The 13017-nt window shown below is 63.1% G+C and carries 11 protein-coding genes; 1 reads left to right on the top strand and 10 read right to left on the bottom strand.

What is annotated here, in order from left to right:
- Positions 1-14: 14 nt before the first annotated feature.
- From lapB to cmk, 6 genes are all read right to left on the bottom strand, one after another.
- Positions 15-1244 carry a lipopolysaccharide assembly protein LapB gene (lapB, locus tag ACGLHR_RS05485; protein ID WP_400092517.1) on the bottom strand — a complete coding sequence of 410 codons (1230 nt, stop codon included), beginning with the start codon at positions 1242-1244 and terminating at the stop codon, positions 15-17.
- Between the two features lie 3 nt (positions 1245-1247).
- The gene (locus ACGLHR_RS05480; protein ID WP_318233399.1) at positions 1248-1577 is read right to left on the bottom strand and encodes a LapA family protein; all 330 of its coding nucleotides are present in this window, start codon (positions 1575-1577) and stop codon (positions 1248-1250) included.
- Between the two features lie 167 nt (positions 1578-1744).
- Positions 1745-3445 carry a group II intron reverse transcriptase/maturase gene (gene ltrA, locus ACGLHR_RS05475; protein WP_400092516.1) on the bottom strand — a complete coding sequence of 567 codons (1701 nt, stop codon included), beginning with the start codon at positions 3443-3445 and terminating at the stop codon, positions 1745-1747.
- Between the two features lie 1276 nt (positions 3446-4721).
- Complete coding sequence (locus ACGLHR_RS05470; RefSeq protein WP_400092515.1) at positions 4722-5222, bottom strand: integration host factor subunit beta; 501 nt, start codon at positions 5220-5222, stop codon at positions 4722-4724.
- A 32-nt stretch (positions 5223-5254) separates the two neighbouring features.
- Positions 5255-6949, bottom strand: coding sequence for a 30S ribosomal protein S1 (gene rpsA / locus ACGLHR_RS05465; RefSeq protein ID WP_006158411.1), 1695 nt, complete (start codon positions 6947-6949; stop codon positions 5255-5257).
- Between the two features lie 151 nt (positions 6950-7100).
- On the bottom strand, positions 7101-7763 hold the full coding sequence (gene cmk / locus ACGLHR_RS05460) for a (d)CMP kinase (RefSeq protein ID WP_400092513.1): 663 nt from the start codon (positions 7761-7763) through the stop codon (positions 7101-7103).
- Positions 7764-7897: 134 nt separating this feature from the next.
- On the opposite strand from cmk, the gene ACGLHR_RS05455 reads away from it, so the two are divergent.
- On the top strand, positions 7898-8131 hold the full coding sequence (locus tag ACGLHR_RS05455) for a DUF2061 domain-containing protein (protein WP_400092511.1): 234 nt from the start codon (positions 7898-7900) through the stop codon (positions 8129-8131).
- On the opposite strand, the gene aroA is transcribed toward ACGLHR_RS05455, so the two are convergent.
- The 4 genes from aroA to pheA form a co-directional block, all read right to left on the bottom strand.
- On the bottom strand, positions 8132-9442 hold the full coding sequence (gene aroA, locus ACGLHR_RS05450) for a 3-phosphoshikimate 1-carboxyvinyltransferase (RefSeq protein ID WP_400092557.1): 1311 nt from the start codon (positions 9440-9442) through the stop codon (positions 8132-8134).
- Positions 9443-9552: 110 nt separating this feature from the next.
- A complete protein-coding gene (locus ACGLHR_RS05445; protein WP_400092510.1) occupies positions 9553-10461 on the bottom strand; it encodes a prephenate dehydrogenase in 909 nt (302 codons plus the stop codon).
- Between the two features lie 120 nt (positions 10462-10581).
- Positions 10582-11697: a histidinol-phosphate transaminase gene (gene hisC, locus ACGLHR_RS05440; protein ID WP_400092555.1), complete on the bottom strand. Its 1116-nt coding sequence runs from the start codon at positions 11695-11697 to the stop codon at positions 10582-10584.
- Positions 11698-11790: 93 nt separating this feature from the next.
- Positions 11791-12930: a prephenate dehydratase gene (gene pheA / locus ACGLHR_RS05435; RefSeq protein ID WP_043344480.1), complete on the bottom strand. Its 1140-nt coding sequence runs from the start codon at positions 12928-12930 to the stop codon at positions 11791-11793.
- Between the last annotated feature and the right edge of the window lie 87 nt (positions 12931-13017).

Raw genomic sequence — 13017 nt, 5'->3', positions numbered from 1 at the left:
CATCGGCGCCAGCGTCAGCCGAGCGCCTCGGAGCGGCGCGGTGCATAAGTTTCCCAGCGGTTGCAGCCGGGGCACTGCCAATAGAACAATCGGGCGCGGAAGCCGCATTCGCGGCAGGTATAGCGCGCCAGGTTACGCGTGCGATGTTGCAGCAGGTCGCGAATCGCCGACACCTCCTGCTCATGTTCGATATCGTGGGCGGAGCCCGCCGGCTCGGCATCGGCCCCATCGGCAGTGACAGCCACGCTGGCTTGCGCTACCTCCGCAGCCTGCGCCTCGAAATACTTGGTCAGGGCCTGCAACGACGGCTGGCGGCGCAATTGCTCGCGCATCAGCACGGCCGCGGCATGCGCGCCGTGCAGTTCCAGCTCGGCGCGATAGGCACTATCGAGCAGCTCGGCAGCCAGGTTCGTCTTGAGCAGGCCACGCAACCACTCCAGCGCCCGGCCATCGTCGCCCAGCTGGCGGTACGCCTTGACCACGCGATCCGCCACCAGCGGCAGGTAGGAGGCATCCTGCTTCTCGATGCCAAGCCAGTGGCCGAGTGCGCCTTGCGCGTCGCCCGCCGCCATCGCCACGTCGCCCAGCAGCATCGGCGCGCGCACATTGGCGGGGTTTTCCTTGACTGCCTGCTGCAGCCAGCCGATGGCGTCGTCGGGCTGCTTGCGCTGCAGCGCGTCCTGCGCCAGCTCGCAGCAGAACTGCGCGATCTGCACACTGTAGTCCTTGTGCTCCAGCGGCTGCAGTTCGCGTGCCGCGTCGATGGCCTTCTTCCACTCTTTCTCGACTTCGTAGAGCTCCAGAAGCACATGCTTTGCCGGGGCGGCATACGGCCCGGACATCAGGCGGCGCAGCGATTCCTCGGCGCGGTCAAGCAGGCCGGCACGCAGGAAGTCCTGGCCCAGCTCATAGAGCGCGTGCTCGCGCTCGGCATCGGGAAGATCCTGGCGGCTGGCCAGGTTCTGGTGCACGCGGATGGCGCGTTCGGTTTCACCGCGCCGGCGGAACAAGGCGCCGAGCGCAAAGTGCAGCTCGGTGGTCTCGGGGTCCAGGCGCACCACCTCGATGAACGCATCGATGGCTTGGTCGGGCTGCTCGTTGAGCAGGAAATTCAGCCCCTTGAAATAGGAGCGCGGCAGCGCGCCCTGCTCGCTCATCAGCTGGCGCGCATCGAAGCGGGCAGCCATCCAGCCGAGGCCGAAAATGAGCGGCAGCGCCAGCAGCCACCAGGTTTCAAAAATCATGGGTCAGACTTTAGGGCCAACTACGTTGTAAGGAATGCCGGAACCTGCCGCGGCCTGTGGGTCGCGCGCACTTTCCGCCGACTGGCTGCGCGCCTCGCCCAACGCACGCCGCAGCCGGCCGGCCTCCATGCGCTGGCGCATCAGCGCAGGCGCCAGCGCAGCGAGTGCTGCGAGGATGCCCAGCCCGAAAGCGGCCAGCAAGATCAGGATCAGGGGCGCGCGCCAGACTGCGTCGAAAAAGAGCTGCAACGAGACGTCGGCGGTGTTGCGCAGCGCCAGCACGAACAGCAGCGCGAACAGGACGATGCGGATGATCCAGGCGACAAGTTTCATGCGGGCTTCATGCGGCAGATGGGATGGATCGGACTCCGGTGATGCGGACGCCGGCGGGCGGCGCCCCCTCGGTGGTAGGGTAGGGATAGGCCATTCCTGGTCACCATCCCCCCCTAAGAACCGTACGTGCGAGTTTCCCCGCATACGGCTCAAGCCTCTACAAAATGTTAATTAAACACCGGTTTCACAACGGTCTGGCCGTGGTGGTGAACGCGGATATGACAATTCGGATGCAACAGCACACGATTTCCCAGAGCGTCCGAGCCGCCGAGAATGCGCGGTTCGAGATGGTGATCTTCCCACCCGGACTCTTTGGTTATCTTGCACTGACACACCGCACACAAGCCTTGCTGGGACAGGTACAACTTGATCCATTGCTTTCGGTGCGACATGCTTGATCGCATGCGCTCTTGCCGCAACTTCTCACCGTACTGCTCCTGCTCAGGATCAAAGGGGTTGTAGCTCCCTTTGACTTTTGTGTGCCGCTGAATGACCGTGCTCGCAAGCGAGTACAGTTCCATCCAGTGGCGACTACCAGCCTCGTCTGTGACTGTGGTCCCGAACACCCAGTTCCGTTCCCCGATCGAAGCGAAGTACTTCTTCCGCACCCAATCAGAGTTCTTTCCTCGGTGTCGCCGTGTCGCCCATCGCCATAGAGCCTGGAATACCACATGCTCCATACGTGTGAACGTGGCCTTTGCAACCACTGGACTGTGATACTGCGCCCAGCCCCTTAGCATCGGATTCAGCAGAGCAATTAGATCCGCCTGCTTTCCCGCTTTGTTAGCACTGATGACTTCCTTCACCTTGCGATAGAACGTCTGCACGTTCTTCCTGCTCGGTTTGATGAGCAGCGTTCCCGAGTACTTCCGGAAATTCCACCCTAGGAAGTCAAAGCCGTTGGCGATGTTGACGATCCGCGTCTTTTCCGTCGATAGCGTCAGCCCCCGTACTGCTAGGAACTGCTCCACCCACGGTTTTACCTCATGTTCCAAAAGCTCCGGCGTGTTGCCGGTGATCACGAAGTCATCCGCATAGCGCACAACGTTAACCTTTAGCTTCTTGGTTTGGTTGACTCCCAACTTCGTCCGCAAGGACTCCGTCAGTTGCCGTTCCAACCCGTTCAATGCCACGTTTGCCAGAGTCGGGGAAATGATGCCCCCCTGTGGTGTTCCGGCCTCGGTCGCCTGAAACTGGCCCTGAAATACAACGCCAGCCTTCAGCCACTTTTGCAGAATTGCGCGGTCCATCGGGACGTTGCGTTCCAGCCAGTCGTGACTGATATGGTCAAAGCACCCCTTGATATCTGCCTCTAGTACCCATTGAGCCGAAGCCTTCTGGGACAACGAGACAAATAGCTGGGACATGGCATCCGCGGTAGAGCGATTGATCCGGAACCCATAGGAGTTCGGATCACTCGTCCCTTCGGACACCGGTTCCAGCGCCAGCAGATACAGGGCCTGCATGGCTCGGTCCAACATGGTCGGAATGCCCAGAGGGCGTTCCTTCCCATTGGACTTGGGGATAAAGACCCTCCGTAATGGCATGGGCCGGTACCCCCGGCGTTTCAACCGTCCGATGGCTTCCCATCGGACTTCAGGCGAGTCCCACTTTTCGCGGTCAACACCTACTGTCCGCGCACCTTGGTTCTCCGTCACTCGCCGCACCGCCGATGCCTTGGCGGACCACGAGCGGGTCAGGGACCGCTGCAGGGCTTTCACCCTGCGCCAATCCCCTTCCTGTGTTGCCTTCGCAATTCGAATCTGCATTACCCGAACGTTTCGCTCAACGCGGCGCCAATTGATGTCGCCCCATCGCTGCGGTACGCCGGAGGGCGCAGATTCATCCTTGCGGATCAATGCTTCCATGCTGCTCTCCTATCTTGAGGATCCTCCCCAGAATCAAGAGACAACATGCCCCTTGAGGGACAGTTGCCCCTCAAGGGAAGAAAAATTAAACAAGCGAGTTCAGTCAGCCGTCTTGTGACGAAAGACCAGTTGGAAGTCTGCCCGCTTTCGCGTGGGATGATGTTTCAACCCCTATCCGAACCATTACAGCCCGGCGTTCGCTTTTTCCAACCTCCCATACCCGCACAGCCAACAGCGTTCCTTGCGGTTCGCCTGCCGAAGCTAGCTGCGCTTCGGCAGCCATACGGGCTTACCACGTTCCCTGCGCGTTACACGACTGGGTTAGGGTCCGCCTCTTCGCCGGTGGTCCAATGACGACGTGTCCCGAGGAACCAACGGGACAACCGACCACGTACCGTTTTGGTTAGTGCCTAACAGCAGCTTTGGCACCGCAATGCTCACGGCGTTTATCAGCAGTTCACTTACATTACCCATACCAGTCAGCCTAGCTCCTCGACCCCATCGCTGCTCGGAGTCTCCACCCATTTCCCTCACGGAAAACGGGCGCCCTTACGGGGGCTACATTGTCAGGGAAGCTTCACACCCCACCGTTACCAGTGACGCATGTCCCCCTAGGCTACTGCTAGTCGCATAGCAGGTTCTCTATCAAAGCACCCTCGCGGGTGAGTCCGACCGAACCATAACGCGCAGAGCTTACGCTCCGGAACCTCACTCTCTTACTTCATGTGCTCCTAACCAGCGAGCGCTTGACGGCGGTGGGCTCTTGCGAGCGCTAGCCTCCGTCCCAAAGAACGTAGCGCCGATCCATATGGACCGGATTGAATGCTATGTTGCGCCTGCACAACAAACCGCATTGTACAAACGCCCACACCCTCCATAGAGCGTGTGTGTACAGAGAACTCGCCCAAAGGCGAGCGTCCCCGCCTTTGGGCAATGGCTGGACATTCATCCAGCAAAAAGCAAACTGCGACTCGGGCCGGTATTCTGGCCTTCATCACAACATCTGGACTCCCCCCACCTTACGGCCAGGTTCGTCAAAGCAAGAAATGGTTGAGATTGACGGGTCAGCCGAAGCCTTCCCGTGTCCCAACAAAGGTCGATGCTCCTAACGTTGGAGCTGCCCGGACACGAAGTGCGTGTCGCACGATTCCCGGCATTGTAGCGGAATCGCCTCGTGCCAACGGTAACCTCTTGTATGCACACGCAATGAAAAAGCGCCCCGATAAGGGGCGCTTTTTTGACTATCCAGGCACATCACGAGCCAAACACAGCGGATTCAGGACTGGGCCAGTTTCAGCCCGCCGTCATCATGCGAGGCGCTGCCGGCAACGGCTGCCGGCTTCGCCTGGCCAGGCGCGGTCGCATGACCCGCACCAGCCGCAGCGCCATGGCCATTGCTGCCGCCATGGATGCTGCCATTCGCATTGCCGCCGCCAACGTGACTTCCGTTGGCATTGGCACCAGCACCGCCGCCGCTACCTGCCTGCGGCAGCGCCGGGCTGCGATCGACACGTTCACGCAACTCCTTGCCCGCCTTGAAGTGCGGTACCCGTTTCTCGGGCACCAGCACGCGTTCGCCGGACTTGGGGTTGCGCCCAACGCGCGGCGGACGCCGGTTCAGACCAAAACTGCCGAATCCGCGAATCTCGATGCGGTGGCCATCGGCCAGCGCTTCGGACATCGCGTCGAGGATCGTCTTCACCGAGATATCCGCATCCCGCAGCAACAGCTGCGGGAACCGGGCAGCCAGTTTTTCGACAAGCTCGGACTTGGTCATGGGCATCCGCTAGCAGGCGTAAGAACCAATGCTTACTGGTTGTCCTGGCCGAGCTTGGCCTTCAGCAGCGCGCCCAGGTTGGTCGTGCCAGCCGTGCCGGTGTCGGCAGCGAACTTTTGCATGGCTTCTTGCTGCTCGACGTTGTCCTTGGCCTTGATCGACAGGTTGATGTTGCGCGACTTGCGGTCGACGTTCACCACCAGGGCGGTGATTTGTTCGCCTTCCTTCAGCACGTTGCGAGCATCTTCCACGCGGTCAGCCGAGATTTCGGATGCGCGCAGGTAGCCTTCGACGTCATCAGCCAGTTGCACGACAGCGCCCTTGGCATCAACAGTCTTGATCGTGCCGTTGACCAGGGAACCCTTGTCGTTAGCCGAGATGAAGTTGTTGAACGGGTCGCCCGACAGCTGCTTGATACCCAGCGAGATGCGTTCCTTGTCGACGTCGATGCCCAGAACCACGGCTTCCACTTCGTCGCCCTTCTTGTACTTGCGCACGGCTTCTTCGCCGGTTTCTTGCCAGGACAGGTCGGACAGGTGCACCAGGCCGTCGATGCCACCGGGCAGGCCGATGAACACGCCGAAGTCGGTGATCGACTTGATCTGGCCGCCCAGCTTGTCGCCCTTCTTGTGGTTACGGCTGAAATCGTCCCACGGATTGGCCTTGCATTGCTTCATGCCCAGGCTGATACGACGCTTGTCTTCGTCGATATCCAGAACCATGACTTCGACTTCGTCGCCCAGCTGGACAACCTTCGACGGGGCCACGTTCTTGTTGGTCCAGTCCATTTCGGAAACGTGGACCAGGCCTTCGATGCCGGCTTCGATTTCAACGAATGCGCCGTAGTCGGTCAGGTTGGTCACCTTGCCGAACAGGCGGGTGCTTTGCGGGTAGCGACGCGAGATGCCGACCCACGGATCTTCGCCCAGCTGCTTCACGCCCAGCGAGACGCGGTTCTTCTCTTGGTCGAACTTGAGGATCTTGGCGGTGATTTCCTGGCCAACCGACAGCACTTCGCTCGGGTGACGCACACGACGCCATGCCAGGTCGGTGATGTGCAGCAGGCCGTCGATGCCACCCAGGTCCACGAATGCGCCGTAGTCCGTGATGTTCTTGACGATACCGTTGACGATGGCGCCTTCCTTCAGGGTTTCCATCAGCTTCTGGCGCTCTTCGCCCAGGGTCGCTTCCACAACGGCGCGGCGCGACAGCACCACGTTGTTGCGCTTGCGATCCAGCTTGATGACCTTGAATTCCAGGGTCTTGCCTTCGTACGGCGTGGTGTCCTTGATCGGACGCACGTCGACCAGCGAGCCCGGCAGGAACGCGCGGATGCCGTTGACCATGACGGTCAGGCCGCCCTTGACCTTGCCCGTGACCGTGCCCGAGATGATTTCGCCGTCTTCCAGCGCCTTCTCGAGGTTCAGCCACGATGCCAGGCGCTTGGCCTTGTCGCGGGACAGGATGGTGTCGCCATAGCCGTTCTCGAGCGCGTCGATGGCCACGGAGACGTAGTCGCCGGCCTGCACTTCGAGTTCGCCCTGGTCGTTCAGGAACTCCTCCACCGGCACAAAGGCTTCCGATTTGAGGCCGGCGTTGACGACCACGAAATTGTGGTCGATGCGCACGACTTCAGCGGAAATCACTTCGCCAGCCTTCATATTGGAGCGGGCGACGGATTCCTCGAACAGTGCGGCAAAGGATTCGTTAGTTTGCAGGTCGGACATAAACTTGAGTATCAATCCGCAGTACTCGGGCCGGCGCGTGGATCGCGCTCAGTCTGCACCGGGCAGCGGGGTCAGGTTGAACAACACCGGCGGATCTGCGCTTGCAGGCTCTGCCGGCACTTCGATGTTGCAGCGGCTGGACTCGCGCGGGTCAATAACCCGGCGCGCCATACCACTGCAGCACCTGCGCCACCGCCTGATCCACCGTCATGTCGGAGGTATCGAGCAGGTGCGCATCCTCTGCGGGACGCAGCGGCGCGGCCGTGCGGGAGCGATCCCGCTGGTCGCGCGACTCAAGGTCTCGCAAAAGGTCTTCGATATTAGCAGAAATTCCCTTATCAATCAATTGTTTATAGCGCCTGCGAGCGCGCGCCTCGACACTTGCCGTCAGGAACACCTTCAGCCGGGCATCCGGGAAAATCACGGTACCCATGTCGCGGCCGTCGGCAACCAGGCCGGGCAGCTTGCGAAAACCGCGCTGCAGCGCCGTCAGGGCGTCGCGCACCGGCTGGTGGACGGCGATCGCCGAGGCCCGGTTGCCGGTGGCTTCCGCGCGGATGGCCAGGCTGACCTCCTCGCCGCGCAGCCAGACACGGTCCGGCCCGAACTTCACATCGAGGCGGGTAGCCAGGCTTGCCAACCCCTCCACATCCTGCATGTCGATGCCCGCACGCTCGCTGGCCAGCGCCACCAGGCGATACAACGCACCGCTGTCCAGCAAGTGGAAACTGAGCGCGTCGGCCACCTTGTGCGCTACGGTACCCTTTCCTGATGCGGTGGGCCCGTCGATTGTGATGACGTCGACGATAGTCATTGTTTATTAAGACAGAACAAAATATTGATTTCTTAAATCAATTGAGAATCATTAGCATGTGGTTCGTGACGGGCACCCGACAAAAACCCGGGCACATGCAGCAAACAACCGACATCTTCGCGAGGCAATCTACCATGGCTAAGACCCTGTCGTTCGGCATCATGCACGTTGCCATTGCCTTTGGCGTCACTTATACGCTGACCGGCAATCTGGCTGTCAGCGGCGCCGTGACGTTCATCGAACCGGCAGTCAACACTGTGGCGCATTACTTCTTCGACCGCTACTGGGAACGGCGCGAACCCGGCGCGCAGCACAAGCGCTCGCCCCAAACCGGGCGCGGCGACGACGGCCTGCAACTGGCCGCGTGATCAGCGCGCCACCGTGCCAAACACCTCGAAGTAATCCGGGAACGTCTTCGCGACGCAGCCGGGTTCGTTGATGCGCACCGGCAGCGGACCGAACGCGGCCAGCGAAAAGCACATCGCCATGCGGTGGTCATCATAGGTATCGATGCCGGCGGCCGGGGTCTGCCAGGCGGATTGGGCCGGCGGCGTCACCTTCAGGTAATCCGCGCCCTCTTCCACCTCGACACCCAGCTTGCGCAGCTCGGTGGCCATGGCGCTGATGCGGTCAGTTTCCTTGACCCGCCAACTGGCGATATTAGTTAGCGTGGTGGGCCCTTCGGCGAACAGTGCCGCCACGGCCAGCGTCATGGCAGCGTCCGGAATATGGTTGCAGTCCAGCTCGATGCCGTGCAGGCGGCAATCGTCGCGCTCGGTGCCGCGGACCTCGATCCAGTTGGCGCCGGCCATCACGTTGGCGCCCATGCGGTTAAGCGCCTCGGCAAACTTGACGTCGCCCTGGATGCTTGCCATGCCCACGCCCTCCACCCGCAGCGGGCCGCCGCCGATGGCGCCCGCAGCCAGGAAGTAGGAGGCCGAAGACGCATCGCCCTCGACAAAAATCTCGCCCGGCGAGCGATATGCGGCGCGAGCCGGCAGGATGAAGCGTGACCAGCCCTCGCGCCGGACCTCGATGCCAAAGCGCGCCAGCAGGTTGAGCGTGATCTCCACATAGGGCTTGGAAATCAGCTCGCCCACCACTTCGATCTCGATGGTGTCGCCAGGCGCATCGGCCAGCGGCAAGGTCATCAGCAGCGCCGTCAGGAACTGGCTGGACACGTCTCCACGCACGCGGATCGGCGCATCGATGCGAATCTGCGCGGGAGAAATCTGCAAGGGCGGATAGCCCTCGGTGCCAAGGTAAGCGACGCTCGCGCCAATCTGGCGCAGGCCATCGACCAGATCGCCGATCGGCCGCTCATGCATGCGCGGCACGCCGGACAGCTTGTAGTTCCCGCCCTGCAGCGCCAGCGCCGCGGTGAGCGGGCGGATGGCCGTGCCCGCATTGCCCATGAACAGCTCGGCCGCCTTGTTGGGGAAATTGCCGCCCACGCCGCGCACCACGCAAACGCCGTCCTCCTGGCGCCATTCGACACCCAGCGTGCGCAGCGCCTGCAGCATCACGCGCGTGTCATCCGAGTCGAGCAGGTCGCACACGCGGGTCTCACCCTCGGCCAGCGCCGCCAGCAGCAGGACCCGGTTCGAGATGCTCTTGGAACCCGGCAGGCGAACCGTGCCCGAAGCGCGAGTGAAGGGACCGAGCGTGAGATGTTCCATGGTTTGCATGCTAGTTGGCCGGCGGCTTTCGATGAAAGGCGCGCCGCTCCGTTGGTGACGTGGCGTTGGCGTAGTGGTGGCGTATGGCTGGCGTGGCGATTGCGTGACGATCAGGGCTCGGCGTTGACAGCCGGCGCGCGCTGCGCGCCCCATTGCTGCCGCGCCTGGCTGGCGCGCTGGAAAATACGTTCCAGGCCCTCGCCGTTGCTGTTTTCGATCAGGGTCTTCAGATGCGCCAGCATGGCCTGGTAGGTGCTGAGCTCACTCAGCATCGCCTCGCGGTTGCCAACACAGATATCGCGCCACATTTCCGGCGAGGACGCCGCGATCCGGGTGAAATCCCGGAAGCCGCCGCCGGCGAAATCGAGCTTGAGCGCCGCGTCTTCGGCATTGGCCACCTGGGCTACCAGCGCGTAGGACAGCAGGTGCGGCAAATGGCTGACGGCGGCAAACACGGCATCGTGCTGCACGGCCGACATCACGCTGCACTGGGCGCCCGTGGTCTCCCACATGGCGCGCACGGCGGCCACGTCGATGCGGGCATTTTCCTGCAGCGGGCACAGCACGACTTTCTTGCCGACATAGAGATCGTCCAGCGCGGCTTCCACGCCATGCAGCTCACGTCCGGCGATGGGATGGGCCGGCACGAACTGAGCCGCCTTGTCGCCCAGCGCGGTCTTGGCCGCCATGATGACGTCGGACTTGGTGCTGCCGGCGTCCGTGATGATGGTGGTGGGCTCCAGATGCGGCTCAAGTGCATGGAGCAGCGCAAAGGTCTGCGCCACCGGCGCGCACAGCACGATCATGCTGGCGCCCTTGGCGGCGTCTTCCAGCGCGGCCGCCTCGTCGATCACGCCCAGCTTGAGCGCTCGCTCGAGCGAAGCTTGCGAGCGGCCAACGCCGACCACCGTGCCAACCGCACCCGCGCGCTTGAGCGCGAGTGCCAGCGAGCCGCCGATCAGGCCGACGCCGACAATGACGACACGGGAAAAAAATGGAGCGGACGCAGGAACGGTCACGGGGATACGCTGCCAGGCAAGGAAGTTCGGGAATCCGATATTGTAACTTCTCCGCCGGGCGTCGGCGCCGCCATTCCGGCATCCGGGACGGTGCCGGCCCGCACAGGGCCGGGACAGCGCTTATTTGAGGGCCTTTTCCAGCGCCGCGATAAAGGCAGCGTTTTCTTCAGGCAGGCCGATGGTGATGCGCAGCCATTGCGGCAAGTTGTAGTTGCCCACCGGCCGCACGATCACGCCCTGCTTGAGCAGCGCCAGGTTGACGCGCGCGCCGGCGCCATCGTCCTGGCCCACACGCACCAGCACGAAATTGCCCGAGGACGGCACGTACTGCAGGCCAAGCCGGTCGAACGCCGCCACCAGTTGCGCCTTGCCGGCACGGTTGAGCTCGGCGCTGCGCCGCAGGAAGGCCGCATCGCCCAGCGCCGCCACCGCCGCAGCCTGCGCCAGGCTGTTGACGTTGAAGGGTTGGCGGATACGGTTGAGCAGATCGGTGAGCGCAGGCTGCGCCACGGCGTAGCCGATGCGCAGGCCGGCCAGGCCGTAAGCCTTGGAGAAGGTGCGCGACACCAGCAGGTTGGGATACTTCCGGACCCACGCGATCGAATCGTACTGCTGCGCGTCGTCCAGGTATTCGTTGTAGGCCTCGTCCAGCACCACCACGACGTCGGCCGGCACCTTGGCCAGGAAGGCCTCGATGTCGGCTGCCGGCAGGAAGGTGCCGGTCGGGTTGTTGGGGTTGGCGATAAAGACCAGGCGCGTGTCCGCCGCCATGGCCGCGGCCATGGCGGCGAGATCGTGGCCGTAGTCGCGCGCCTTGACCTCGATGGCGCGCGCGCCGACTTCCTGCGTGGCCAGCGCATACACCGCGAAGGAATGCTCGGCATAGACGATCGACTCGCCCGGCTTGACCAGCGCATGCGCCGCGATCTCCAGGATGTCGTTGCTGCCGTTGCCCAGCGTGAGCCAGTCGGCCGGCACGTCGAAGCGGGCCGACAGCGCGCCCTTCAAGGCGAAGCCGTTGGCGTCCGGGTAACGGCCCAGGTCGGCCATGGCGGCAGCGATGGCGGTCCGGGCCGATTCGGGCATGCCGAGCGGATTCTCGTTCGAGGCCAGCTTGACGATGGTGGACTCGTCCAGGCCAAACTCGCGCGCGACTTCGGAAATCGGCTTGCCCGCCACGTACGGGGAAATCGCCCGCACATACTCGGGACCGAACTGCTTGCCCTGCTCTGCCATGTTCATTCCTTCTCTGAAACGTTGTTCGCGGATCCGGCCGCCGCTTGGCAGCCGCACCTTTGTCAGCGGCTCCGCCGCCTGGTTGCCGCCTCGTTACCGGCTGGACGGATAGGAGCCCAGCACCTTGAAGTAAGCCGCGTTGCGGCGCAGCTCTTCCAGCGCGCGCGCCACCGAAGCATCATGCTGGTGGCCTTCCACGTCGACGTAGAAGTAGTACTCCCACGCGCCGCTGCGCGCCGGGCGCGACTCGAACCGGCACATCGACACGCCGTTGTCGGCCAGCGGCGCAAGCAACTGGTAGACCGCGCCGGCCTTGTTGGGCACCGAGAGGATCATCGAGGTCTGGTCGCTGCCGGAGGGTTCGGTCTCGTAGCGGCCGATCACCGCGAAGCGCGTGCGGTTATGCGGATCGTCCTGGATATGCGTGCGCACCAGATGCAGGTGGTAGCGATTGGCCGCCGACTCGCCGGCGATGGCCGCCACGGTGGGATCCTCGCTGGCCATGCGCGCCGCTTCCGCATTGCTCGACACCGCCTGGCGCTCCAGGTGCGGGTAGTTGGCCGTGAGCCAGTGCTGGCACTGCGCCAGCGCCTGCGCGTGGGCGCGCACCACGGTCACGCCCTTCATGTCGGGGGACGATGCCATCAGGTTGTGGTGCACCTTCAGCGCGATCTCGCCGCTGATCTTCAGCGAGGTCTGCAGGAACAGGTCCAGCGTGCGCGAGACCGCGCCCTCGGTGGAGTTTTCCACCGGCACCACGCCGTATTCGACAGTACCGGCTTCCACCGCACGGAACACCTCGTCGATGCTCGGGCACGGCACGCCGCTGACCTCGTGGCCGAAGTGCGCATACAGCGCCTGCTCGGAGAACGTGCCGGCCGGGCCAAGGAAGGCCACCTCGAGCGGCTTTTCCAGACCGCGGCAGGCCGACATCACTTCACGCCAGATCGCCGCCACGCTGTCGTCGAGCAGCGGACCGGGGTTGGCGCCCTGGACCTTGCGAATCACCTGCAGCTCGCGCTCGGGACGGAACACCGGCGCGCCGTACTTTTTCTTGACCTCGCCTACGTCGAGGGCGAGTTGCGCGCGGCGGTTCAGCATCGCCAGCAGCTCGCGGTCGAGCGTGTCGATCTGCTCGCGCAGCGGCGTCAGCTCGACGCCCAGCGCTTTCTCGGCCGCGCCATTGTCCTGCTGCGCCTCCCCCTGCGCGCCTTGCTTGTCTTGATTTGTCATTGTATGAATCCGCTACGCCACGTCATTGCGCAGTGGCAATGGAAATGGCCCTGAAAAAAACCGAATCGGCACTGCAGCGGCAGCGCC

It is taken from the genome of Cupriavidus sp. CuC1 (assembly GCF_044627735.1).
Classification (GTDB): Bacteria; Pseudomonadota; Gammaproteobacteria; order Burkholderiales; family Burkholderiaceae; genus Cupriavidus; species Cupriavidus ulmosensis.
Note: the sequence above shows the minus strand (reverse complement) of the source record. Positions and strands in the feature narration are given on the sequence as shown.

Bases quoted from the DNA above. Each gene is read 5' to 3' on its own strand.
- rpsA (WP_006158411.1), bottom strand. From the start codon at position 6,949: ATGTCCGACCTGCAAACTAACGAATCCTTTGCCGCACTGTTCGAGGAA.
- aroA (WP_400092557.1), bottom strand. From the start codon at position 9,442: ATGGAACATCTCACGCTCGGTCCCTTCACTCGCGCTTCGGGCACGGTT.
- lapB (WP_400092517.1), bottom strand. From the start codon at position 1,244: ATGATTTTTGAAACCTGGTGGCTGCTGGCGCTGCCGCTCATTTTCGGC.
- ACGLHR_RS05480 (WP_318233399.1), bottom strand. From the start codon at position 1,577: ATGAAACTTGTCGCCTGGATCATCCGCATCGTCCTGTTCGCGCTGCTG.
- hisC (WP_400092555.1), bottom strand. From the start codon at position 11,697: ATGGCAGAGCAGGGCAAGCAGTTCGGTCCCGAGTATGTGCGGGCGATT.
- ltrA (WP_400092516.1), bottom strand. From the start codon at position 3,445: ATGGAAGCATTGATCCGCAAGGATGAATCTGCGCCCTCCGGCGTACCG.
- ACGLHR_RS05470 (WP_400092515.1), bottom strand. From the start codon at position 5,222: ATGACCAAGTCCGAGCTTGTCGAAAAACTGGCTGCCCGGTTCCCGCAG.
- pheA (WP_043344480.1), bottom strand. From the start codon at position 12,930: ATGACAAATCAAGACAAGCAAGGCGCGCAGGGGGAGGCGCAGCAGGAC.
- ACGLHR_RS05455 (WP_400092511.1), top strand. From the start codon at position 7,898: ATGGCTAAGACCCTGTCGTTCGGCATCATGCACGTTGCCATTGCCTTT.
- cmk (WP_400092513.1), bottom strand. From the start codon at position 7,763: ATGACTATCGTCGACGTCATCACAATCGACGGGCCCACCGCATCAGGA.